This window comes from Nocardioides sp. CER19, from assembly GCF_029846275.1.
In the GTDB taxonomy this organism is placed as follows: domain Bacteria; phylum Actinomycetota; class Actinomycetes; order Propionibacteriales; family Nocardioidaceae; genus Nocardioides.
Window position 1 is genome coordinate 175,879 of the sequence record NZ_JARVWS010000003.1, and the last position, 22,407, is coordinate 198,285.

Sequence of the window (22,407 nt, forward strand, 5' to 3'; positions counted from 1 at the left end):
CCGTCCTAGCGTTCCGGCCACGTCGCACACCGTGTGACGACCGTCATAGGACCGGAAGGCAGGGACCGCGTGAACTCGGACGACCCCGACTGGTGGCGTGGAGCGGCGATCTACCAGGTCTACCCGCGGAGCTTCGCCGACGGCAACGGCGACGGCATGGGCGACCTGGCCGGTGTCCGCAGCCGGCTCCCCTACCTCGCCGCGCTCGGCGTCGACGCCGTGTGGTTCACGCCGTGGTACCCGTCGCCGATGGCCGACGGTGGCTACGACGTCGCGGACTACCGCGGCGTCGACCCGCGGTTCGGCGACCTCGCGGAGGCCGAGGGCCTGATCGAGGACGCGCTCGCCGTCGGCATCCGCACCATCATCGACGTCGTCCCCAACCACATCTCCGACCAGCACGAGTGGTTCCGGTCGGCGCTCGCCGCAGGCCCCGGATCACCCGAGCGCGACCGGTTCTGGTTCCGCGACGGCCGTGGTCCCGGCGGCGAGCAGGCGCCCAACGGGTGGGTCTCGGAGTTCGGCGGCCCCGCGTGGTCGCGGGTGACCGGTCCGGACGGTGAACCCGAGCAGTGGTACCTGCACCTGTTCGCGCCGGGACAGCCCGACCTCAACTGGCACCACCCCGACGTGGTCACCGAGCACGAGGAGGTGCTCCGCTTCTGGTTCGACCGGGGGGCGGGCGGCATCCGCATCGACTCCGCCGCCCTGCTCGCGAAGGACCCCAGCTTGCCGGACGTCACGGAGCCGACCGCTCCCGGCCAGCACCCGTACGTCGACCGGGAGGAGCTCCAGGAGATCTACCGCGCCTGGCGCAAGGTCGCCGAGTCCTACGGCCCCGACCGCGTCCTCATCGGCGAGCTCTGGCTCCCCGACGCGGAACGGTTCGCCCGCTACCTGCGCCCCGGCGTCCTGCACAGTGCGTTCAACTTCGACTTCATGACCGCGCCCTGGACAGCCGCTGACCTGCGCCCGTCGATCAGCAACACGCTCGAGCTGCACGACGGGGTCGGGGCGCCGGCGACCTGGGTGCTCTCCAACCACGACGTCACCCGGCCGGTCACCCGCTACGGACGAACGGAGACCGGCTTCGCCTTCGAGCGCAAGCGTTTCGGTGTCCCCACCGATCCCGCGCTCGGCCGGCGCCGGGCGCGGGCGGCCGCGCTGCTCGCGATGGCGCTACCTGGCGCCTACTACCTCTACCAGGGCGAGGAGCTGGGACTACCCGAGGCCGACATCCCGCGGGACCGCATCGACGACCCGATGCACGCGCGATCCGGCGGGGTCGACCCCGGCCGGGACGGCTGTCGCGTGCCACTGCCGTGGAGCGGTGCCGAGCCGCCGTACGGCTTCAGCCCGGCGGGTGTCGAGACGTGGCTCCCGCAGCCCCCGGACTGGGCAGCGCTCACCGTCGCCGCCCAGGAGGCCGACCCCGGCTCGATGCTCGCTCTCTACCGTGCGGCCCTGGCGCTCCGCGCCCGACGCCCCGAGCTGGGGGCGAGCGGCCCCGACGCCGCCTTCGCCTGGACCGAGCTCGGACCGGACGTGATCGCGTTCCGCCGCGGCGCACGGTTCGTCAGCGTCACGAACTTCGGCGACGCACCCGTCGACCTCGCCGCCGGCGACCTGGCGGGCTGGACGGCCCTGCTCGCCAGCGCTCCCACGGAAGGAGGACTGCTGCCCGCCGACACCACCGTCTGGCTGACGGTGCACTGATCCCCGCCGACCCGGCGAAGACGTACCTATCGAGGAGTGACCATGTCCCACCACCCACGGCGCCGCGCCCTCGCGCTGGCGAGCGTCGTCGCTCTCACCGGCCCGCTCCTGCTGGCCGCGTGCGGGTCGAGCGACGACGACAGCGACAAGAGCGGCAAGGTGACCATCACCGTCGAGGGCTGGCGCCCCGGCGACGAGCAAGGAACCATCGACGCGGTCAAGAAGCAGGCCGCGGCGTTCATGAAGGAGCACCCTGACGTCGTCGTGAAGCCGATGGAGTGGGAGTGGAACGCCGAGACGTTCGCCACCCAGCTGGCCGGCGGCCAGCTGCCCACCACCTTCCGGGTGCCGTTCACCGACACCAAGGGCCTCGCCGAGCGCAAGCAGATCGCCGACGTCACCGAGTACGTCGATGCCCTCCCCTACGCGCAGGACTTCAACCCCAGCGTCCTGGCCGCCGCCCAGGGCACCGACGGCAAGGTCTACGGCCTGCCCACCGACGTCTACGGCGTCGGGCTCCACTACAACCGCAAGCTCTTCCAGCAGGCCGGACTGGATCCCGACAAGCCACCGACGACCTGGGACGAGGTCAGGGCCGACGCCAAGGCCATCGCCGACAAGACCGGGGCCGCCGGTTACGTCCAGATGACCACCAACAACACCGGCGGCTGGATGCTCACGACGCTCACCTACGCGCTCGGCGGCCGCATGGAGTCCGATGACGGCGCCGAGGCCACGATCGACAACGCCGCGACGAAGCACGGGCTCGAGCTCCTGCACAGCATGCGGTGGGACGACCACTCGATGGGCAGCAACACCAGCTTCGAGTGGGCTCCGATCAACGAGGCCTTCGCGGCAGGGAAGATCGGCATGTACATGTCCGGCTCTGACGTCTACAACGCGCTCGTGACCACCAACCAGGTCGACCCCAGCAGCTATGGCCTGGCCGCGCTGCCGCTCGCCGACGGCGGCTCGGTCGGGATCCTCGGCGGCGGGTCCGTGGCCGCCGTCAACGCCAAGGCCAGCGCGGCGCAGCAGAAGGCGGCCGTCGCCTGGAACGACTTCTACCGCGAGCGGAAGAACTACGACCCGGAGGCGGCCGTCGCCGACGCCGAGGTGCTCAAGGCGAGCAACCAGCCGATCGGGACGCCGACGCTGCCCGTCTTCGACGAGGCGACGTGGCAGAAGGTCCAGGACGCGCTGAAGCCCTATGTCAACGTGCCGCGCGACCAGATGACGTCCTTCACCGACGGCGTCTTCCAGCAGACCCTCATCCCCGAGCCCGCCTCGCAGACGCAGGCGGTCTACGGAGTGCTCGACGCCGTGGTCCAGAAGGTGCTCACCGACGAGCACGCCGACATCGACGGCCTGCTCGCCGACGCCGACAAGAAGGCGCAGCAGCTCCTCGACGCCAGCTGACCCTCCTCCCCCCGGATGCCGGGCCGGCCCTCCTCCGACGGCCGGCCCGGCACCCTCCCGATCCGAAAGGCGACGATGACTGCTCTGCTGGCGCCGCTGCGCCGAGCCGCCGCACCGGTGCTGTTCCTCCTGCCGATGCTGCTGGTCTTCGGCCTGTTCTCCTGGTGGCCGATCGTGCGTTCGGTCGTGATGAGCCTGCAGCAGACCAACCTGGTCACCGCTCCCGAGTTCGTCGGCCTCGACAACTTCCGCGCGGTCCTGCAGGACCCGCTGCTCGCCACCGCCGTGCAGAACACGGTTTGGTTCGCGCTGCTCGCGCTCGTCATCGGCTATCCGGTGCCGCTGGTGCTCGCCGTGATCATGAGCGACGTGCGCCGCGCGCGCGGCCTCTACACGCTGCTCGCCTATCTGCCCGTCGTGATCCCCCCGGCCGTCGCCGTCCTGCTCTGGCGGATCTTCTACGACGCCGAGCCGACCGGGCTGTTCAACACCGTGCTCGGCTGGGTCGGCCTCGGACCGGTCCCCTGGCTCGAGGACAGGAGCTGGGCGATGCCGTCGCTGGTGCTCGAGGCGACCTGGGCGGCGGCGGGCGGCACCGTGATCATCTACCTGGCCGCGCTGGTCTCGGTGCCCCCGGAGCTCTACGACGCGGCGGAGGTCGACGGCGCGGGCGTGCTGCGCAAGATCTGGCACGTCACGCTTCCCCACCTGCGCGGCGTCATGCTGATCACCCTCATCCTGCAGATCATCGGGACGGCGCAGGTCTTCCTCGAGCCCTACCTGTTCACCGACGGCGGACCCGACAACGCGACCCTCACCGTGCTGCTGCTCGTCTACAACTACGCCTTCCAGAACACGACCGGCGGCGACTATGGCAAGGCGACCGCCCTCAGCCTGATGCTGGCGGCGTTCCTCGCCTGCCTGTCCCTCGTCTACTTCCGGGTCACGCGGAGGTGGGCGTCGTGAGCGCGGTTCCGGTGCCCGTACCGCAGGAGCCGGCCGCACCCGCCTCCGCGCCCGTACGCCGGCGCCGCGGACGAACCGCGGAGCCGGAGTCGCGCGGCATCAGCTCGGCGTACGACCGCCGGGTGCCGGGCGCCCGCGTCGTCAGAGCGCTCGTCTCCGGCGGCCTCCTGGTCCTCCTCGTGGTCGTCGCGCTCGGGCCGATCCTGTGGCTGGCCAAGTCGGCCGTCACCCCGACACAGGACACGCTGCGCGACCCGATCGCGCTGTGGCCGCACGGCATCGACTGGGCGAACCTGCGCACCGCCTGGGTCGACATCGACCTCGAGCGCTACTTCGCCAACACCGTGGTCATCGCGATCGGGTCGTGGGCGGTGCAGATGCTGGTCGCCGTCACCGGCGGCTACGTCCTGTCGGTGCTGCGCCCGCCCGGGAGCCGGCTGCTCTACGGTCTGGTGCTGGGCACCATGTTCGTCCCCGCCGTCGTGCTGCTGGTGCCGCTCTACCTCACCGCGCTGGACGTCCCGCTGCTGCACGTCTCGCTCGTCAACACCTACTGGGGCGCGTTCCTCCCGGCCGGTGCGAGCGCGTTCAACGTGGCGATCGTGAAGCGGTTCTTCGACAACCTGCCGCGCGAGATCATCGACGCCGCCCGGGTCGACGGCTGCGGTGACTTCCGGCTGTTCTTCAGCATCGTGCTGCCGATGTCGAAGCCGGTCCTCGGTGTCGTGTCGGTGTTCGCGGTGCTGGCCGCGTGGAAGGACTTCATCTGGCCGCTCGTGGTGCTCCCCGACCCGGCGAAGCAGCCGCTGTCCGTGCGGCTCCCCCGGTTGGCCAACGTCACCGAGCTCGACGTGCTCCTCGCGGCGCTGCTGATCTCCTGCATCGTGCCGATCGCGTTCTTCCTCGTGTTCCAGAGGATGTTCCTGCGCGGCGGTCTCGAGGGGGCGGTGAAGGGCTGAACGCGCCTCAGCGCACGGGCGCGCGCAGCGAGAGCCGCACCGGAACCAGGGACCCCGCGACGTCGACGGTCCATGCGGAGCCCGCGAGGGTCTCCTCGGTGACCGGCCACCCCTTCACGTAGCCCAGGCCGACGGCCGCGCCGACCGCCGCGCTCCACGCCGCGGAGGTGACCTGACCGGCCGGGCGCCGGTCGGCGAGCAGCAGCTCGCCGCCCCAGAGCATGACGTCGGGGTCCTCGACGACGACGGAGAGGTAGCGGCGCGCCGGCGGGCGTGCCGCCGCCTCCCGCCCGAGGAAGTCCTTCGTCCTCGACAGCGCGAACGACAGGCCCGCCTCGCGCGGCGTCACGTCGGGGGTGAGCTCGCGGCCGTAGACGCGCCGCCCGAGCTCGGTGCGCAGCGCGTCGATCGTCTGGTAGCCGGCGTCGACGGCCCCCGCCGCGACCACCTTCTCGTAGACCGGCAAGGCGTCGGCGTTCGGCACGAACAGCTCCCAGCCGACCGGGTGGGAGTAGGCGGAGCGGAGCACGATCGTGCCGTCCGGCAGCCCATCGGGCACGGCCGCGTCGGGCCCGAACACGCCGATGACGGCGTAGTCGTCGGTCACGTCCCGCACCAGCGCTCCCGCCGGCAGGTGGCGGCGCAGGTGGTCGAGGTCGCGGTACGTCGTCGCCGCCGACGAGACGACGAGGAACTCCTCGTCGGCCAGCCGCGTCACCGTCACGTCGGCCTCGTAGCCGCCGCGTTCGCCCAGCCACGGCGTGTAGACGGACACGCCGACCGGCACGTCCACGTCGTTGGCGCACACCCACTCGAGCCCGGCCAGCGCGGCGGCGCCGCTCACGAGGTACTTGCTGAACGACGTCTCGTCGAAGACCGCCGCCCCGCTCCGGCAGGCGCGCTGCTCCGCGACGCAGGCGGGCAGCCAGGACGGCTTGTCCCAGGAGTAGTCAAGCGACTCCGGACCGAAGACCAGCGGGCGCTCCCAGCCGTTGCGCGACCCGAAGAGGGCGCCCTTCCCTGCGAGCGTGCGGTGGAGCGGCGAGGTCCGCTGGGGGCGGGCCGTCTCGAACTCGCGGTTCGGCCACGGCACCGCGTAGTGCAACCCCAGGGTCTCGACCACGCGCCGTCGCAGGAAGGTCACGTCGTTCTGCCACGGCCCGAACCGGCGTACGTCGACCGCGACCAGGTCCTGCTGGGGCGACCCGGCGACGACCCACTCGGCGAGCGCCTTCCCGGCACCGCCCGCCGACGCGATCCCGACCGAGTTGAACCCGCAGGCGACGAACAGCCCGGCGACCTCGGGCGTCTCCCCCAGGAGGAACTGGTTGTCCGGCGTGAACGACTCCGGCCCGTTGTAGAACTTCCGGATCCCGGTGTGCTCCAGCGCGGGGATGCGCAGCACGGCCTGCTCCATCAGGACGGAGAAGTGCTCCCAGTCCTCGTCCAGCAGCTGGAACTCGAACGGGTAGGGGATCTGGTCCGGCGCCACCCACGGCTTCGCGTCGGGCTCGAACCCGCCGACGACGAGCCCGCCGACCTCCTCCTTGAAGTAGGTCCAGCCGTCCTGGTCGCGCATGATCGGGAGGTCCGGGTGCGTCCCGTCGACCTGCTCGGTGACGACGTAGAAGTGTTCCGCCGAGTGCAGCGGGACCGTGACACCGACCGCGTCGCCCAGGGCCTTCGACCACTGCCCGGCGCAGAGGACGACGACCTCCGCCTCGACGTCGCCCCGGTCGGTCCGCACCCCGGTCACCCGCGTGGCCTCGCTGGTCGAGGAGCGAGCGCCAGCGCGCGTATCGAGACCGAGCACGCGCACCTTCTCCACGATGCGCGCACCCCGCTGGCGGGCCCCCTTCGCGAGCGACTGGGTCACGTCGGACGGGTTGACCTTGCCGTCGCCCGGCAACCACAGCGCCCCCAGCAGGTCATCGACCCGCATCGGCGGAAACAGCTCCCGGGCGCGCGCGGGGGTGACCAGCTCCGCCTCCAGCCCGTAGGCGGCCCCGTTGGCCGCCGTGCGGGCGAGCTGCACCATCCGGTCCGGCGTACGGGCGACGACCAGCCCACCGACGTTGCGGTAGCCGGTCGCCAGCCCGGTCTCGGCCTCCAGCGAGGCGTAGAGCTCGGCCGAGTAGCTCACCAGCGCCGTCCCGCTCTCGCTGGCCCGCAGCGGGCCGACGAGGCCGGCGGCGTGCCAGGTCGTTCCCGACGACAGCCGGCCCTGCTCGAACAGCAGCACGTCGGTCCACCCGAGGCGGGTCAGGTGGTAGGCGACCGAGCAACCGACGATCCCGCCGCCCACGATCACGACGCGGGCGCGCTCGGGCAGCACCTGCCCTGAGGTGCCGAGGGACGAGGCGTCTCGAAGAGTCACTGCGCCGCCTCCGCCAGCAGTCGTGGGAACTGCGCCGAGCCGAAGATCGCCCGCGCCTTGTCGTATCGCTCCATCCCCCACTCCCAGAAGTCGAACTCGATCGGGGACGCCGCTGCCTGGATGAATCCCCACAGCGACCACCCGTAGCAGCTGCAGAGCACCTGCAGCCGCACTCGGGCCAGGTCGGCGGCCGTGGGCGAGCCGAAGTAGGCCTCGACCCAGGCCTCGGTCTGCTCCGGGGTGAAGCCGCACTCGGTCGCCGTGTTGCCGAGCTCGAAGCAGGCGTCGTTGTTGCCGGAGTACTCGTAGTCGATGAGCCAGACCCGCTCCCCGTCGTCGAGGAAGTTCGCGGCCAGCAGATCGTTGTTGCACGGCACCGTCGGGCGGGGGGACGCGGTCAGGGCCCGGCGTACCTGCTCCCAGGCGTCGCCGTAGGACGCATACCCAGCGGGCAGGGCGAAGCCGCGCTCCTTGATCGTCCGGACGTACGCCGCCTGGCGCGCGAACATGTCGAAGTCGTCGATGAACCTCGGCCCGGCGTGCAGGCGCCGTACCGCCGTCGCGGCTCGCCGCAGCACCGCCTCGTCCGCGAACGAGTCGTCGGTGAGCGCCGCGGCGTCGAGGTACTCGATGACGAGCACGCCCAGGTCGGGCCGGTACTCCACGACGGGCGCCGCGACGCCGGCCGCCGCGGCGGCGGCCGTGTTGGCCCACTCGGCGTCGCGGTCGATCCCGAGGAGCTCGGCCCCGGCCTGCGAGCACCGGGCGACCAGGTCGAGCGGCGGGTCGGCGCCGTCGTCGGTCGTGATCCGGAGGTTGGTGTTGGTCAGGCCGCCGGGCAGCGGGGAGACCCGCCAGGACCGCCCCGCCAGCACGGCGAGGCGGTCCAGCGCGATCGGCATCAGGCGGCCGGCGTCAGACGGCCGGCTCCGGCGAGAGCGGCGGCTCGACCGGCGGCTCGGGCTCGTCGATGGTGCTGATCGGCCCCTTGAACCAGTGCTTCACCGACACCTGCCACCAGATCGTCAGCAGGATCAGCGCACCGAGCGTGACGATCGGCGTGTAGTTGACGAACTTCCAAGCGAAGCCGTCCCGGAACGGCACCCCGCCGGGCACGGTCGGCAGCATCAGGTAGAGAGCGACGACGATGATCTCGACGACCGCGACGATGTTCATCCACTTGTACTTCCGACCGTTGTTCCACGAGCCGACCTCGAACGAGTCGCCGTGCCGCCAGCGCAGGAAGATCGGGATCGCGAAGGAGAGGTACAGGCCCTCGACGGCGATCGAGGTGACCGCGAAGAACGCGGTCGGCACGATGATGGGAGCGTCGGCGGTGCCGATGTTGACCTTGATCAGCGCCGGCAGGGTCAGGATCGCGGCCAGCACCGCGACCGTGATCACCGCGTTGGCGGGCACCCGGGTCGACGTGAGCCGGCGCAGGAACCCCGAGCCGGGCAGGGCGCGGTCGCGGCTGAACGCGAACGTCATGCGGGACGCCGACGTCAGGCACGAGGTCGCGCAGAAGAACTGCGCCGACGCCGAGATGAAGAGCACGAGGCCGGCCCAGTGGCTGCCCATCGCCGTGTTGAACAGGTAGCCGACGCCACCGCCGCCGACACCCGCGTAGTCCGGGTCGCCGCCCGAGGTGTGCGGGATCGCGAACGTGACGGCGAGCAGCAGGATGTAGCCACCGACGGCCGAGTAGAAGATCGACTGCCAGATGCCCTTGGCCGCGCCCTTCGCGGCGCCCGCGGTCTCCTCGGAGAGGTGGGCGGAGGCGTCGAACCCCGTGATCGTGTACTGCGTCAGCAGGAACGAGAACGGCAGGATCATGAACCAGAACAGCCCGCCGGTGGTCTTGCCGTCGTTGAACCCCGAGTTGTTGAACCGATCGGTGAAGACCTGCGAGAAGCTGAGGTGCTGGTCGGGGACGACGATCAGGATGATCACGATCGCGGTGGCGCCGATGACGTGCCACCACACCGAGACGTTGTTCATGATCGCCATCAGGTGGCCGCTGAAGATGTTGAGGATCGCGCCCGCCGCCAGCACGATCAGGAACGTGATGAAGACCCGGGTCAGCGAGTAGCTGCCGGCGTACGACGACGAGAACGTGCTGATCGTCAGGTCGATGAACGTCGCGCAGCCGTAGGCGACGCCGGCGCTGACCGCGACCAGGCCGATCCAGTTGAGCCAGCCGGTGTAGAAGCCGGCCTTCGGGCCGCCGAGCTTCGACGCCCACCAGTAGATGCCGCCCGAGGTCGGGAACGCCGACACCAGCTCCGACATCGTGAAGCCGACGATGAGGATGAAGACGCTGAGGATCGGCCAGGTCCAGGCGACCGCCGACGGACCGCCGTTGTTGATGGCCGCGGTGTAGTTCGTGAGGCAACCGGCCAGGATCGAGATGATCGAGAACGAGATCGCGAAGTTCGAGAAGCCGGACCACGACCGGGCCAGCTCCTGCTTGTAGCCCAGCTTGGCGAGATGGGCCTCGTCCTCGAGCGAGACTGTTTCATGTCCTTCAGGCATGCGCATCTCCTGCGAGTCAGTGGGGTCGCACCGAGTTGGCAACGGACGCTAGACCTGCGGGACAGGGGTGTAAACAGGTCGCTGCAAATTTGGTATGAACTCAGACCATAAATGCGGCGGGGGTCGTTGACGCTCCCCCGCTCTCGGAACAGACTGACGGCCATGACCCCCGCCCCCGAGACCTCTGCGGTGGCGCTGCCGGCGGCCCTGCCGGCAACCTTGCTGCGTCCAGTGAGGGGCCACCACGCGTTCGAGGCCTGCGTCGAGCAGGTCGCGACCGCGATCCGGCTCGGTGTCTACCCGCTCGGCACCACGCTGCCGCCCGAGCGCGAGCTGGCCACCCAGCTCGGCGTCTCGCGGGCCACGCTGCGGGAGGCGATGGCGGCCCTGCGCCAGGCCGGGCTCGTGCAGACGAGCCGCGGACGCGGGGGCGGGACGGTCGTCATCCTCAAGCCCCCCACGCCGTCGGCGCGGGCCGCCGCCCGGACCACGCCCGACCAGCGCGCCGACTGGCTCGACGCCCTCGCGTTCCGCCGGATCATCGAGCCCGGCGCGGCGGCGATGGTGGCCGAGGCGGGCCTGGACGACATGGCGCGGGCCCAGCTGCTCGCCTCGCACCAGGAGGTCGCGGCGGCGACGAAGCCCGCGCAGTACCGCCAGTCCGACTCCCGGTTCCACCTGACGATCGCGGCGCTGACCGGGTCGCACCGCGTCATCGAGTCGGTGACCTCCGTCCAGGCGACGCTGCACGAGATGCTGCTCGCCATCCCCCAGCTCGAGACCAACATCGCCCACTCCGACGACCAGCACGCGGCCGTCGTACACGCCATCCTCGACGGGCGCCCCGACCGGGCCCGGCGGGCGATGGAGCAGCACTGCGACGACACGGCCGCGCTCCTGCGCGGCCTGCTCACCTGACGACCCCTAGGAGCGCCGTGCCCACACCTCGCAACGACCGGCACCTGTCGATGAGCGAGCTGCTCACCGACGTCTCCACCGGTGCGATCGACACCGTCATCGTCGCGTTCACCGACATGCAGGGGCGGCTGCAGGGCAAGCGCCTGCACGCCCGCTACTTCGCCGACCACGTCGTCGAGCACGGCACCGAGGGGTGCAACTACCTGCTCGCCGTCGACGTCGACATGAACACCGTCGACGGCTACGCCATCTCCTCCTGGGACCGCGGGTACGGCGACATGGAATTCGTCCTCGACGAGCGGACCGTCCGCCGGCTGACCCACCTCCCCGGCACCGTCATGGTGCAGTGCGACCTCGTGTGGCCCGACCACACGCCGGTGCTGCAGTCGCCGCGCGGCATCCTCGCCAAGCAGCTGGAGCGGGTGTCGGCGCGCGGCTGGACCGCCCTGGCCGGCACCGAGCTGGAGTTCATCGCGTTCGACAACACCTACGAGCAGGCGTGGAACGCCGGCTACCGCGACCTGACCCCGGTCAACAGCTACAACGTCGACTACTCGATCCTCGGCACGACGCGGGTCGAGGGCCTGCTCCGGGCGATCCGCAACCACATGTACGACGCAGGGCTCGACGTCGAGGGCGCGAAGGGCGAGTGCAACCTCGGCCAGCACGAGATCGGCTTCCTCTACGCCGACGCACTCACCACCGCTGACAACCATGTCGTCTACAAGAACGCCGCCAAGGAGATCGCCGCCCAGCAGGGCCGGGCGATCACGTTCATGGCGAAGTACAACCAGCGCGAGGGCAGCTCCTGCCACATCCACCTCTCCCTGCGCGGCGAGGACGGGTCGCTGGTGTTCTGGGACGGCGCCGGCCGCGAAGGCACGCGCACCGAGCTCTACGACCACTTCGTCGCCGGGGTGCTCGCGACGATGGCCGACTTCACGCTCCTCTACGCACCCAACGTCAACTCCTACAAGCGCTTCGCCGACGGCTCCTTCGCACCCACCACGATCGCGTGGGGCGAGGACAACCGCACCTGCGCAGTGCGGCTCGTCGGGCACGGGTCCGGTGCGCGGATGGAGAACCGCGTCCCCGGCGCCGACGTGAACCCCTACCTCGCGCTGGCCGCGATGATCGCCGGCGGCCTGCACGGGATCGAGGAGGAGCTGCCGCTCCCCGAGGCACTGGTCGGCAACGCCTACACGTCGGGCCTGCCGAAGGTGCCGAACACCCTCGGCGCCGCGCGCGACCTGTTCGCCGCGTCCGAGGTCGCCCGGAAGACCTTCGGCGACGAGGTCGTCGACCACTACGTCAACATGGCCGACGTCGAGCTCGCCGCCTACAACGCCGCCGTCACCGACTGGGAGCTGCGCCGCGGCTTCGAAAGGATGTAGATGCTCTCCACAAGCTCGACCGGCGGCACGCACACCGTCGTCAACCCGGCGACGGAGCAACCGATCGTCGACGTACCGCTCGCCTCCGTCGACGACGCCGACGCCGCGATCGAGGCCGCCCACGAGGCGTTCCACTCCTGGAAGGCCGTCGCTCCCGGCGAGCGGGCGCGGCTGCTCAGACGCTTCGCGGCGGTCGTCGACGCGCACATCGACGAGCTGGCCGAGCTCGAGGTCCGCAACGCCGGCCACACCTGGGGCAACGCCCGCTGGGAGGCCGGCAACGTCCGCGACCTGCTCAACTACTACAGCGGCGCTCCGGAGCGGATGAGCGGCAAGCAGATCCCGGTCCCGGGCGGCTTGGACGTCACGTTCCACGAGCCGCTCGGCGTGGTCGGCATCATCGTGCCCTGGAACTTCCCCATGCCGATCGCCGCCTGGGGCTTCGCGCCGGCGCTCGCCGCGGGCAACACCGTCGTGCTCAAGCCGGCTGAGCTGACCCCGCTCACGGCGATCCGGATCGGTGAGCTGGCCCTCGAGGCCGGCTTGCCGGAGCACGTCCTGACGGTCGTCCCGGGCGCCGGGACCGTGGTCGGCGAGCGGTTCGTGACCCACCCGCTGGTCCGGAAGATCTGCTTCACCGGGTCCACCGCCGTCGGGAAGCGGATCATGGCCGGCTGCGCCGAGCAGGTGAAGAACGTGACGCTCGAGCTGGGCGGCAAGTCCTCCAACATCATCTTCGCCGACGCCGACCTCAAGGCGGCGGCCGCCTCGGCGCCGTACGCCGTCTTCGACAACGCCGGGCAGGACTGCTGCGCCCGCTCGCGGATCCTCGTCGAGCGCAGTGCCTACGACGACTTCGTCGCGCTCCTCGAGCCGGCCGTGACCGGCATGCGGGTCCTCGACCCGGCCGACGAGGCCAGCGAGATGGGTCCGCTCATCTCGGCGACCCAGAAGGAGCGGGTCACCGGCTACCTGGCCGGCGTCGACGTGGCCGTCGCGGGCTCGGCCCCGGGCGGCCCGGGCTTCTGGGTGCCGCCGACCGTCGTCGCGCTGGAGGACCCGATGGCGCCGATCTGGCGGGAGGAGGTCTTCGGGCCGGTCGTCGCCGTGATGCCGTTCGACGACGAGGCCGACGCCTTGGCCAAGGCCAACGACACCGAGTACGGCCTGTCCGGCTCGATCTTCACCAACGACCTCGGCCGCGGCCTGCGCGTCGCTCGCGGCGTCCAGGCCGGCAACCTCAGCGTCAACTCCCACTCCTCGGTGCGCTACTGGACCCCGTTCGGCGGCTTCAAGCAGTCCGGCCTCGGCCGGGAGCTCGGCCCCGACGCGCCCTACGCGTTCACCGAGGAGAAGAACGTCTTCATCGCCCACTAGAACCCGGAGGTTTCGAGGCTCGCTCCGCTCGCACCTCAACCCGCGTCCGGTGGTCGAGGTGCGAGGGGGCCAGCGACGAGCCTCGAAACCTCCACAGGAAGGAACACCAGTGACAGGCAGGATCCAGGACAAGGTCGCCGTCGTCACCGGCGGCTGCTCGGGCATCGGGCTGGCGACCGTGCGGCGCTTCGTCGACGAGGGCGCCCGGGTCGTCATCGGCGACATCGCCGACGAGGCGGGCAAGGCGCTGGTCGGTGAGCTCGGCCCCGACGTCGTCACCTACGTCCACGTCGACGTCACCAGCAAGGAGGAGGTCGACGCGCTCTTCAAGACCGCGAAGGACACCTACGGCTCGGTCGACATCGCGTTCAACAACGCGGGCATCAGCCCGCCCGACGACGACTCGATCCTCACCACCGACCTCGAGGCGTGGCGCAAGGTGCAGGAGGTCAACCTGACCAGCGTGTACCTGTGCTGCAAGGCGGCTCTTCCCTACATGCTCGAGCAGGGCAAGGGCTCCATCATCAACACGGCGTCGTTCGTCGCGGTGATGGGCGCGGCCACGTCGCAGATCTCCTACTCGGCCTCGAAGGGCGGCGTGCTGTCGATGACGCGCGAGCTCGGCGTGCAGTTCGCCCGCGAGGGCGTTCGGGTCAACGCGCTGTGCCCCGGCCCGGTCAACACTCCGCTGCTGCAGGAGCTTTTCGCCAAGGACCCGGAGCGGGCGGCGCGCCGGCTGGTGCACATCCCGATGGGCCGCTTCGGCGAGCCCGAGGAGATGGCCTCGGCGGTGCTGTTCCTGGCCTCGGACGACTCCTCCTTCATGACCGCGAACACCTTCCTGGTCGACGGCGGCATCTCCGGCGCCTACGTCACCCCGCTCTGATGCTCCCCGTCATCGGGCTGACCACCTACCGGGAGCAGGCCGCGTGGGGTGTCTGGCACCAGCGCGCGGACCTGCTCCCGGCGCAGTACGCCGGCGCGGTCGAGGCGGTGGGCGGCGTACCGCTGCTGCTGCCGCCGGTCGCGGCTGCCGACGCCGCGGAGGCGGTCGTCGCCCGGCTCGACGGGCTGGTCGTCTCCGGTGGCGCCGACGTCGACCCGGCCCGCTACGGCGCCGCCCCCCACCCGCGTACGTCGGCCTGGCGGCCCGACCGCGACGCCTGGGAGCTGGCGCTGCTCGACGCCGCGGACGCCGCCGGACTGCCGGTGCTCGGCGTGTGCCGCGGGATGCAGCTGATGGCCGTCCGCGCCGGCGGCACGCTCGACCAGCACACGCCCGACCTCGTCGGGCACGACGAGCACTCCCCCGGCGGCGACGCGTTCGGCACGACGAGCGTCGCGACCGACCCGGGGAGCCGGCTCGCGGCGCTGGTCGGCGACAAGGTGACGGTCGCCTGCCACCACCACCAGTCGGTGCGGGACGCGCCCGGCTTCCGGGCCGCCGCCACGGCCGCGGACGGCACCCTCGAGGCGATGGAGGCGACGTCCGAGCGGTTCTGCGTGGCGGTGCAGTGGCACCCCGAGACCGCTGCGGACGTCGGGCTGCTACGGGGCCTGGTCGAGGCCGCTCGGGCATACTCGGCCCGGTGAGCCGCCGGATCCCGCGCCGCGTCCTGATCAGCGCCCACCGGGGCGGCGCGGGGCACGAGACGACCAACGAGAACACCTTGCAGGCCGTCGAGCTCGCCGTGGCGGAGGGGGTCGACTACGTCGAGCTCGACGTGCAGCGGCGCGCCGACGGCTCGCTCGTCGTGCTCCACGACGACCCGGAGTCGGGCACCGTGACCGCCGACCCGGTGCGCTACGACGTGCTGCTGGGTGCGCTCGGCCCCGCACGGGCACATCTCGACCTCAAGTTCGGCAGCCGCGACGGAGGCGCCGAGATCGACGCCGTCCGCCAGGCCCTCGCAGTGCTGGGTCCTGGACCGCACGTGGCGACCACCGGGCGGGTGCGCTCAGCGCGCGCCCTGCGGGAGTGGGCGGACGCCGAGGGTGTCGATCTCAAGGTCGGCATCTCGATCGGCGGCACGGTCGCGGGGAAGCCGCTGCGGGAGCAGGCCCGGCAGCGGTGGGCCGAGCTCTTCGCCTGGCCGAAGGTCGCCTCGTCGCGGGCCGACGTGATCGCGGCCCACTACGCGCTGGCGTTCTTCACCCTCCGCCGGCTCGCCCGGCGCCGCGGCCTCGACCTGCTGGTGTGGACGCCCGACCACCCCCTCCTGCTGCGCTACTGGCTGCGGCCCGGTCGGGCATGGCTCGTCACGACGAACCATCCGGCTCGTGCGCTCGCGATCCGGGCGCGCCGCGGGGCTGACAGAATGGCCCCATGAGCACCAAGCACGACGCCGACGCCATCGAGGACGTCCTCGGGGCGCCGTACACAGCCGAGACCATCCAGCTCGCCGACGACGACGAGGGCCAGGTCGTCGCGACGCTCGTGAAGCGGCCCGCTGCCGTGACCACCACGCGCGCGGTGCTGCACGTGCACGGCTTCTCGGACTACTTCTTCCAGACCGGGCTCGCCGAGTGGTGGACCGAGCGCGGTTACGACTTCTACGCGCTCGACCTGCGCAAGTACGGCCGCTCGTTGCTCAAACACCAGACGCCGAACTACGTCACCGACCTGGCGACCTACCACGAGGAGCTCGACGCGGCCTGGACGCTGATCACCGGGCGCGACGGGCACGACCGCGTCGTCGTGACCGCCCACTCGACCGGCGGCCTGACGACGCCGCTCTGGGCCGATGCCCGGAGGCCGCCCGAGCTCATCGGCATGGTCCTCAACTCACCCTGGTTCGACATGCAGGGGTCGACGCTCGTGCGCGTCGTCGGGACGCCGGTGATCAACCAGCTCGGGGCGCGGCTGCCCAAGTTCCACATCAAGCGGCACGTCAGCGGCGTCTACGCGCGCAGCCTGCACCGCGACCACGCCGGCGAGTGGGACTTCGACCTACAGCTCAAGCCGCTGACCTCGTTCCCGGTCTACGCCGGCTGGCTGCGCGCCATCCGCAGCGGCCACGCCCTGCTGCACGCCGGCCTGGACGTGCCGGCGCCGGTGCTCGTCCTCTCGTCGGACCAGACGCGCTGGGCGGTCCTCCTGGACGACGCCGCGCACAACGCCGACCTCGTGCTCGACGTCAAGCAGATCCGCCAGTGGGCGAGCTCGGTCGGCAACCACGTCACCTATGTCGCCGTCCCGGGCGCGCGCCACGACGTCGTGCTCTCCCGCCCCGAGGTGCGTGAGCGGGCCTACCGCGAGATCGACACCTGGATGACCGCCTACGTGGACGGCCCGTCGACCCCCGGCGAGCGCGACTGACGATCCGGGACCGGGCGGCGGGTCACTTGGCCAGCAGGGCCACCAGTGCCACCACGCCGACGACCACGATCACGCCCCGCAGCACCTGCGGCGGCAGGCGCCGACCGACGAAGGCCCCGAGCAGGCCGCCCATGACGGAGCCGATCGCGATGAGGGCGACAACGCGCCAGTCGACGTCGGCCACCAGCGTGAAGATCAGGCCGGCCACTCCGTTGACGATCGCGGCGAGGACGTTCTTCGTCGCGTTCAGCCGCTGCAGGGTGTCCGCCACCCCGATGCCGAGCGCCGCCATGAGCAGCACACCCTGCGCGGCGCCGAAGTAGCCGCCGTACACACCCGTGGCGAGCACGGCGGGCCACACCCACCAGTGCTCACCGCCGCCGTCGCCGTGCCGCTTCGCGACCCAGGCCGAGATCCGCGGCCCGAAGATGACCAGCAGCACCCCGAGCGCGATGAGGACGGGCACGATCGTCTCGAAGGCGTGCTCGGGCAGCACCAGCAGCAGCACGCCGCCGGCCGCGCCCCCGAGCAGCGACGCCAGACCGAGGCGCAGGGCGCGGCGGCGCTGCCCCGCCAGCTCACGGCGGTAGCCCCACGCCCCCGCGACCGAGCCCGGGACGAGCCCGATCGTGTTGGACACGTTCGCCGTGACCGGCGGGAACCCGAACGCCAGGAGCGTCGGGAACGTCAGCAGGGTGCCCGAGCCGACGACCGCGTTGATGGTCCCGGCCCCGAGGCCGGCGATCAGGATGGCAAGGGCCTCCAGCGGCCCCACTCAGTCGGTCGCGGACGGGTCGATCGGCGGCTCGGTGGTGGGCGGCTCGACGGTCGGCGGCTCGACGGTCGGCGGCTCGGCGTCGGCGCCCGGGATCCGCGCGCCGCCCGCGGTGATGCTCGCGTTCGCCTCGGCGATGGCCTCCTGGACGGCCGCGTCGGCCTCGGAGAGGGCGCGGTCGGCGCCGCCTCCGACCTCCTCCACGTGCCCGGGGTCGACGCGCCGCACCGGGCCGCCGCTGTTGAGCGGGATGCCCTTCATGTCGGACAGCGTCGAGCCGAGGCCCTCGAGGGCCTTGCCGATCTCGCTCGGCACGATCCAGACCTTGTTGGCGTCGCCCTCGGCGATCTTGGGGAGCATCTGGAGGTACTGGTAGGCCAGCAGCGACTGGTCGGGTGCGCCGTCGTGGATCGCCTGGAAGACGGTCTGGATGGCCTGCCCCTCGCCCTGGGCCTGCAGGATCTGCGCCTCCCGGTCCGCCTGCGCCCGCAGGATGCGTGCCTCGCGGTCGCCCTCGGCGTTGAGGATCGCGGACTGCTTGTTGCCCTCGGCGGTGAGGATGGCCGACTGCCGCTGGCCCTCGGCCGTGAGGATGAGGGCACGCTTGTCGCGGTCGGCGCGCATCTGCTTCTCCATCGCGTCCTTGATGGAGACCGGCGGGTCGATGCTCTTGATCTCGACGCGCTTGACCTTGATGCCCCAGCGGCCGGTCGCCTCGTCGAGCACCGCGGCCAGGCCCGAGTTGATCTGCTCGCGGCTGGTCAGCGTCTCCTCGAGGTCCATGCCGCCGACGATGTTGCGCAGCGTCGTCATGGTGAGCTGCTCGACCGCCTGGATGTAGTTCGCGATCTCGTAGGTCGCCGCGACCGGGTCGTTGACCTGGAAGTAGATGACCGTGTCGATCGAGACCGTCAGGTTGTCCTCGGTGATCACCGGCTGGGGAGGGAACGTGACCACCTGCTCGCGCAGGTCGGCGAGGTAGCGCATGTTGTCGATGAACGGGACGATGATGTTGAGCCCCGGGGTCAGCGTCTCCTTGTACTTCCCGAACCGCTCGACGATCCCCGCCCGAGCCTGCGGGATGATCTTCACGGTCTTGGCCAGCAGCACGATCACGAACAGCACGATCAGTGCCAACAGGATGAGCACAACCACAGTGACTCCTCAGCTCTCCAACGTGGGAACAGGGTGGACGTACGCCGTCGCCCCTCGGATCTGCAGGACCTCGACGGTCTCCCCCGGCTCGATGACCAACGTCTCGTCATAGGGCTTGGCCGTCCACAGCTCGCCGTCGATCTTCAGCTGACCACCCTGGTGGGCACTCAGCCGCACGGGCGTGATGGCCTGCTTGCCGATGAGCGTGGCCGGGCCGAGCACCAGGTCGGGGCCGCTGTGCAGCCGCCGCGTCAGACCGGGGCGTACGACGGCCAGCATCCCGATCGACGCCACGACCGCGACGAGGATCTGGGCGACGACGGAGTCGGTCGCGAACGACGTCACCATGCCGGCGAGGGCGCCGATGGCCAGCATCTCCAGGATCAGGTCGAGGCTGGTCAGCTCGAGGATCGTGAGCAGGGCGGCAAGACCCAGCCAGACCGCCCACGTGTTGTCGCCCAGCCACTCCATAATTCGACTCTAGTGGCGGAAAACACGGATCGGGTCAGAATGTCGCGCGACGCGTGCGTCGGCGGGCCGCCCAGCGGCCGTCCTCGTGCCACAGCGACAACGGCATGCCGAACGTGGCCGACAGGTTCACCTCGTTGAGCTCCTCCTCGAGGAGCCCGGCGGCGACCACCTTGCCCTGCCGCAGCATCATCACGTGGGTGAAGCCCGGCGGGATCTCCTCGACGTGGTGGGAGATGAGCACCGTGGCCGGCGAGTCCGGGTCGTAGGCCAGCATCGAGAGGGTCGAGACGAGGTCCTCCCGCCCTCCCAGGTCGAGGCCGGCGGCCGGCTCGTCCAGGAGCAGCACCTCGGGGTCGACCATGAGGGCACGGGCGATCTGGACGCGCTTGCGCTCGCCCTCCGAGAGGGTCCCGAACGTGCGGTCGCCGAGGTGCGCGATCCCGATCTCGACGAGCAGGCCCTGGGCACGCTCGTGATCGAGGTCCTCGTACTCCTCCCGCCAGCGGCCGAGGACGCCGTACGACGCCGAGACGACCACGTCGCGGACCCGCTCGGCCCGCGGGATCCGCTCGGCGAGCGCGGCGCTGGTGAGGCCGATCCGCGGCCGCAGCTCGAAGACGTCGACGCGTCCCATCTGGGCACCGAGGATCTTCGCGGTCCCCGAGGACGGGTGCATCTGCGTGGACGCGATCTGCATGAGGGTCGTCTTGCCGGCGCCGTTCGGGCCGAGCACGACCCAGCGCTCGTCCTCCTCGACGACCCAGTCGATGCCGTCCACCAGCACCGACTGGCCGCGGCGGACCGTGACGTCGCGGAACTCGAGGACGGCAGACATGGCCCGCAGCCTAGCGACCGCTCTCGGCGCGCTCACGGGGACCCTCCTAGACTCACGGACCGTGACGGAACGGCGTGTGGAGCAGCGTGTCGAGCAGGTCGGCGACGGCCTGCCGCTCGCGCTGCGCACGGCCTGGTGGGCGACCGCCTGGCTGCGCGGGCACGTGGTGACCGACCTGCTCCTCGACGCGGTGATCGGCGACGACGCCACGCACGTCGTGGGCGGTCTCGACGCGCTCGGCCTCGGACAGGACGCAGCCGAGTCCCTGCTCGCCGGTCTGGCCCGGATCAGGGCCGAGGGCGCGACCGGCTTCGGCGTCGCGCTGCCCGTCGAGGGTGACCTCGTCGGGCTCGGTGGACCGCCGCCCTTCAATGCCGCTGCGCTGGAGGCCGGCGAGGCCGTCGTGGTGTCCGGCGCGTGGATCGGGCTCGTGCCCGTCCGCGTCGGGGCGGCCGTCACGTGGCACGCGCACCGGGCCGAGCGCCGGCAGCTCCCTGACATCGGCGAGGCCGACCGGACGCTGCGCCGCGAGCTGCCCAGCGCGGCGGACGCGCTCGCCGACCTCGACGTGGCCCGCTGGCGGCCGGAGGTGGCCGACCGGCTCATGAACCTGCGCCACCGGCCGCACGTCACGCCTCCGCCCGGCGTTCCGAGCAGGTGCGCCGAGCTCGCGGCCCGCGCGCTGCAGGCGGCCGAGATCGTCGACATCGCGCTCGAGGACGACGGGGGTGCCGTGTCGGCGTACGAGATCTCGGCGCGGCGCGACGCGCTCCTCCCCCTCGACCGAGCCGCGCGGCACGCTCTCGTCGCCGCGGGCTCGCCCGAGGCGTGGCCCGACAGCCACTAGGCTGATCCGCGCCATGGAACAGCGCCCCGACTCCCTGCTCATCACCCTCACCGGGCGCGACCGCCCGGGCGTCACACGGGCCATCTTCGGTCGCCTCGCCGAGGCCGGCGTCGAGGTCCTCGACCTCGAGCAGATCGTGCTGCGCCGCCGGCTCGTGCTCGGCGTGCTCGTCACGGTCCCCGCCGACGAGGTGGCGCTGCGCGACGCGGTCTCGCAGACCGCCGACGAGCTGGGCATGCAGGTCGAGGTCGTGCGCGGCACCGGCGACAACACCACGAAGCTGCACCGGGCCCACGTGACGGTGATCGGCGCCCCGCTGCAGGCCGTCGCGATGGCCGCCGTCGCCGGGCGGATCGCCGACTCGGGCGCCAACATCGACCGGATCCAGCGGCTGGCCAGCTATCCGGTCACGGCGATCGAGCTCGCCGTCTCCGGTACCGACCCCGACGGGCTGCGGGTCGCCCTGGCGCAGGCCGCCGCCGAGGAGGGCGTCGACATCGCGGTGCAGCCTGCCAACATGACCCGCCACGGGATGCGGCTGATCGTGATGGACGTCGACTCCACCCTCATCCAGGGCGAGGTCATCGAGATGCTGGCGGCCCACGCCGGCTGCGAGGCCGAGGTCGCCGCCGTGACCGAGCGGGCGATGCGCGGCGAGATCGACTTCGAGGAGTCGCTGCGGGCCCGGGTCGCCCTGCTCAAGGGTGTGCCCGCGTCGGCCATCCACGAGGTCTACGACTCCATCCACCTCAACCCCGGGGCCCGCACGATGGTCAGGACCCTGCGTCGGCTGGGCTACCGGTTCGCGATCGTCTCCGGCGGGTTCAGCCAGATCACGTCACGGCTGGCGACCGACCTCGGCATCCACTACCAGCGGGCCAACGAGCTGGAGATCGTCGACGGCGTGATCACCGGCAACATCGTCGGCGACGTCGTCGACCGGGCCGGCAAGGCGCGGGCGCTGCGGGAGTTCGCCGCCGAGCTCGGCATCCCGGACACCGCGACCGTCGCCATCGGCGACGGCGCCAACGACCTCGACATGCTCTCGGCAGCCGGGCTCGGCGTCGCCTACAACGCCAAGCCGGTCGTGCGCTCCCAGGCTCACACCGCCGTCAACGTGCCCTACCTCGACACGATCATGTATCTGCTCGGCATCAGCCGCGACGAGATCGAGGCCGCCGACGCCGAGGCCGGGATCGTGACCCCGGCTCCCCCGGTCTGAGCCTGATACCCCGGGCCGGTGGCGGGTCGGTGGTGCGGGCCGCGGCTGGATGTTCGTCGAGGTATGCAGCCGAGTGGGCACTTCCCGTGCGGAGCTCCGCCCGGGAAGTGATCACCGGCCTG

Annotated in this window: 20 protein-coding genes; 13 read left to right on the plus strand and 7 right to left on the minus strand. The window is 71.4% G+C overall.

What is annotated here, in order from left to right; translation table 11 throughout:
* The first annotated feature begins 69 nt into the window (after positions 1-69).
* The 4 genes from QDS12_RS16350 (at position 70) to QDS12_RS16365 (ending at position 5,060) form a co-directional block, all read left to right on the plus strand.
* On the plus strand, positions 70-1,716 hold the full coding sequence (locus QDS12_RS16350) for a glycoside hydrolase family 13 protein (RefSeq protein ID WP_279880815.1): 1,647 nt from the start codon (positions 70-72) through the stop codon (positions 1,714-1,716).
* Positions 1,717-1,758: 42 nt separating this feature from the next.
* The gene (locus QDS12_RS16355) at positions 1,759-3,135 is read left to right on the plus strand and encodes an extracellular solute-binding protein (protein ID WP_279880817.1); all 1,377 of its coding nucleotides are present in this window, start codon (positions 1,759-1,761) and stop codon (positions 3,133-3,135) included.
* A gap of 75 nt (positions 3,136-3,210) precedes the next feature.
* Positions 3,211-4,101, plus strand: coding sequence for a sugar ABC transporter permease (locus tag QDS12_RS16360; protein ID WP_279880819.1), 891 nt, complete (start codon positions 3,211-3,213; stop codon positions 4,099-4,101).
* Positions 4,098-5,060: a carbohydrate ABC transporter permease gene (locus QDS12_RS16365; protein WP_279880822.1), complete on the plus strand. Its 963-nt coding sequence runs from the start codon at positions 4,098-4,100 to the stop codon at positions 5,058-5,060. Before QDS12_RS16360 ends, QDS12_RS16365 begins: the two co-directional genes overlap by 4 nt.
* 7 nt (positions 5,061-5,067) lie before the next feature.
* Here QDS12_RS16365 and QDS12_RS16370 read toward each other — a convergent pair whose 3' ends face one another.
* From QDS12_RS16370 to QDS12_RS16380, 3 genes are read right to left on the minus strand one after another with little or no spacing between them, the layout of a single operon-like run.
* Positions 5,068-7,437, minus strand: coding sequence for an FAD-dependent oxidoreductase (locus QDS12_RS16370; RefSeq protein ID WP_279880824.1), 2,370 nt, complete (start codon positions 7,435-7,437; stop codon positions 5,068-5,070).
* On the minus strand, positions 7,434-8,339 hold the full coding sequence (locus tag QDS12_RS16375) for an LPS biosynthesis choline kinase (RefSeq protein ID WP_279880826.1): 906 nt from the start codon (positions 8,337-8,339) through the stop codon (positions 7,434-7,436). Before QDS12_RS16375 ends, QDS12_RS16370 begins: the two co-directional genes overlap by 4 nt.
* Before the next feature lie 13 nt (positions 8,340-8,352).
* The gene (locus QDS12_RS16380) at positions 8,353-9,972 is read right to left on the minus strand and encodes an amino acid permease (RefSeq protein WP_279880828.1); all 1,620 of its coding nucleotides are present in this window, start codon (positions 9,970-9,972) and stop codon (positions 8,353-8,355) included.
* Between the two features lie 162 nt (positions 9,973-10,134).
* Between QDS12_RS16380 and QDS12_RS16385 the strand changes: the two genes are divergently transcribed.
* The 7 genes from QDS12_RS16385 (at position 10,135) to QDS12_RS16415 (ending at position 16,980) form a co-directional block, all read left to right on the plus strand.
* Positions 10,135-10,890 (plus strand): FCD domain-containing protein, encoded by a 756-nt coding sequence (locus QDS12_RS16385; protein WP_279880831.1) that lies wholly within the window; start codon positions 10,135-10,137, stop codon positions 10,888-10,890.
* Between the two features lie 17 nt (positions 10,891-10,907).
* A complete protein-coding gene (locus tag QDS12_RS16390; RefSeq protein ID WP_279880833.1) occupies positions 10,908-12,284 on the plus strand; it encodes a glutamine synthetase family protein in 1,377 nt (458 codons plus the stop codon).
* The gene (locus tag QDS12_RS16395; protein WP_279880835.1) at positions 12,285-13,661 is read left to right on the plus strand and encodes an aldehyde dehydrogenase family protein; all 1,377 of its coding nucleotides are present in this window, start codon (positions 12,285-12,287) and stop codon (positions 13,659-13,661) included.
* Positions 13,662-13,770: 109 nt separating this feature from the next.
* Positions 13,771-14,547 (plus strand): 3-oxoacyl-ACP reductase, encoded by a 777-nt coding sequence (locus tag QDS12_RS16400; protein WP_279880837.1) that lies wholly within the window; start codon positions 13,771-13,773, stop codon positions 14,545-14,547.
* The gene (locus tag QDS12_RS16405) at positions 14,547-15,254 is read left to right on the plus strand and encodes a gamma-glutamyl-gamma-aminobutyrate hydrolase family protein (protein WP_279880839.1); all 708 of its coding nucleotides are present in this window, start codon (positions 14,547-14,549) and stop codon (positions 15,252-15,254) included. Before QDS12_RS16400 ends, QDS12_RS16405 begins: the two co-directional genes overlap by 1 nt.
* The gene (locus QDS12_RS16410; protein WP_279880841.1) at positions 15,251-15,991 is read left to right on the plus strand and encodes a glycerophosphodiester phosphodiesterase; all 741 of its coding nucleotides are present in this window, start codon (positions 15,251-15,253) and stop codon (positions 15,989-15,991) included. The genes QDS12_RS16405 and QDS12_RS16410 overlap by 4 nt, the downstream gene beginning before the upstream one ends.
* Positions 15,988-16,980 carry an alpha/beta hydrolase gene (locus QDS12_RS16415; protein ID WP_279880842.1) on the plus strand — a complete coding sequence of 331 codons (993 nt, stop codon included), beginning with the start codon at positions 15,988-15,990 and terminating at the stop codon, positions 16,978-16,980. The genes QDS12_RS16410 and QDS12_RS16415 overlap by 4 nt, the downstream gene beginning before the upstream one ends.
* A 22-nt stretch (positions 16,981-17,002) precedes the next feature.
* On the opposite strand, the gene QDS12_RS16420 is transcribed toward QDS12_RS16415, so the two are convergent.
* From QDS12_RS16420 to QDS12_RS16435, 4 genes are read right to left on the minus strand one after another with little or no spacing between them, the layout of a single operon-like run.
* Positions 17,003-17,755: a sulfite exporter TauE/SafE family protein gene (locus QDS12_RS16420; protein WP_279880843.1), complete on the minus strand. Its 753-nt coding sequence runs from the start codon at positions 17,753-17,755 to the stop codon at positions 17,003-17,005.
* Positions 17,756-18,910, minus strand: coding sequence for an SPFH/Band 7/PHB domain protein (locus QDS12_RS16425; protein WP_279880845.1), 1,155 nt, complete (start codon positions 18,908-18,910; stop codon positions 17,756-17,758).
* Between the two features lie 9 nt (positions 18,911-18,919).
* Positions 18,920-19,381, minus strand: a complete 462-nt coding sequence (locus QDS12_RS16430; protein WP_279880847.1) for an NfeD family protein — start codon at positions 19,379-19,381, stop codon at positions 18,920-18,922.
* Between the two features lie 34 nt (positions 19,382-19,415).
* Complete coding sequence (locus QDS12_RS16435; protein WP_279880849.1) at positions 19,416-20,216, minus strand: ABC transporter ATP-binding protein; 801 nt, start codon at positions 20,214-20,216, stop codon at positions 19,416-19,418.
* Between the two features lie 61 nt (positions 20,217-20,277).
* Here QDS12_RS16435 and QDS12_RS16440 point away from each other — a divergent pair, with 61 nt between their 5' ends.
* Complete coding sequence (locus QDS12_RS16440; RefSeq protein WP_279880852.1) at positions 20,278-21,063, plus strand: hypothetical protein; 786 nt, start codon at positions 20,278-20,280, stop codon at positions 21,061-21,063.
* Positions 21,064-21,076: 13 nt separating this feature from the next.
* Positions 21,077-22,285: a phosphoserine phosphatase SerB gene (gene serB / locus QDS12_RS16445; protein WP_279880854.1), complete on the plus strand. Its 1,209-nt coding sequence runs from the start codon at positions 21,077-21,079 to the stop codon at positions 22,283-22,285.
* Positions 22,286-22,407 lie beyond the last annotated feature (122 nt).

Coding starts and splice junctions, on each gene's coding strand:
- QDS12_RS16355 (WP_279880817.1), top strand. CDS start 1,759: ATGTCCCACCACCCACGGCGCCGCGCCCTCGCGCTGGCGAGCGTCGTC.
- QDS12_RS16360 (WP_279880819.1), top strand. CDS start 3,211: ATGACTGCTCTGCTGGCGCCGCTGCGCCGAGCCGCCGCACCGGTGCTG.
- QDS12_RS16375 (WP_279880826.1), bottom strand. CDS start 8,339: ATGCCGATCGCGCTGGACCGCCTCGCCGTGCTGGCGGGGCGGTCCTGG.
- QDS12_RS16380 (WP_279880828.1), bottom strand. CDS start 9,972: ATGCCTGAAGGACATGAAACAGTCTCGCTCGAGGACGAGGCCCATCTC.
- QDS12_RS16385 (WP_279880831.1), top strand. CDS start 10,135: ATGACCCCCGCCCCCGAGACCTCTGCGGTGGCGCTGCCGGCGGCCCTG.
- QDS12_RS16395 (WP_279880835.1), top strand. CDS start 12,285: ATGCTCTCCACAAGCTCGACCGGCGGCACGCACACCGTCGTCAACCCG.
- QDS12_RS16405 (WP_279880839.1), top strand. CDS start 14,547: ATGCTCCCCGTCATCGGGCTGACCACCTACCGGGAGCAGGCCGCGTGG.
- QDS12_RS16415 (WP_279880842.1), top strand. CDS start 15,988: ATGAGCACCAAGCACGACGCCGACGCCATCGAGGACGTCCTCGGGGCG.
- QDS12_RS16430 (WP_279880847.1), bottom strand. CDS start 19,381: ATGGAGTGGCTGGGCGACAACACGTGGGCGGTCTGGCTGGGTCTTGCC.
- QDS12_RS16435 (WP_279880849.1), bottom strand. CDS start 20,216: ATGTCTGCCGTCCTCGAGTTCCGCGACGTCACGGTCCGCCGCGGCCAG.
- serB (WP_279880854.1), top strand. CDS start 21,077: ATGGAACAGCGCCCCGACTCCCTGCTCATCACCCTCACCGGGCGCGAC.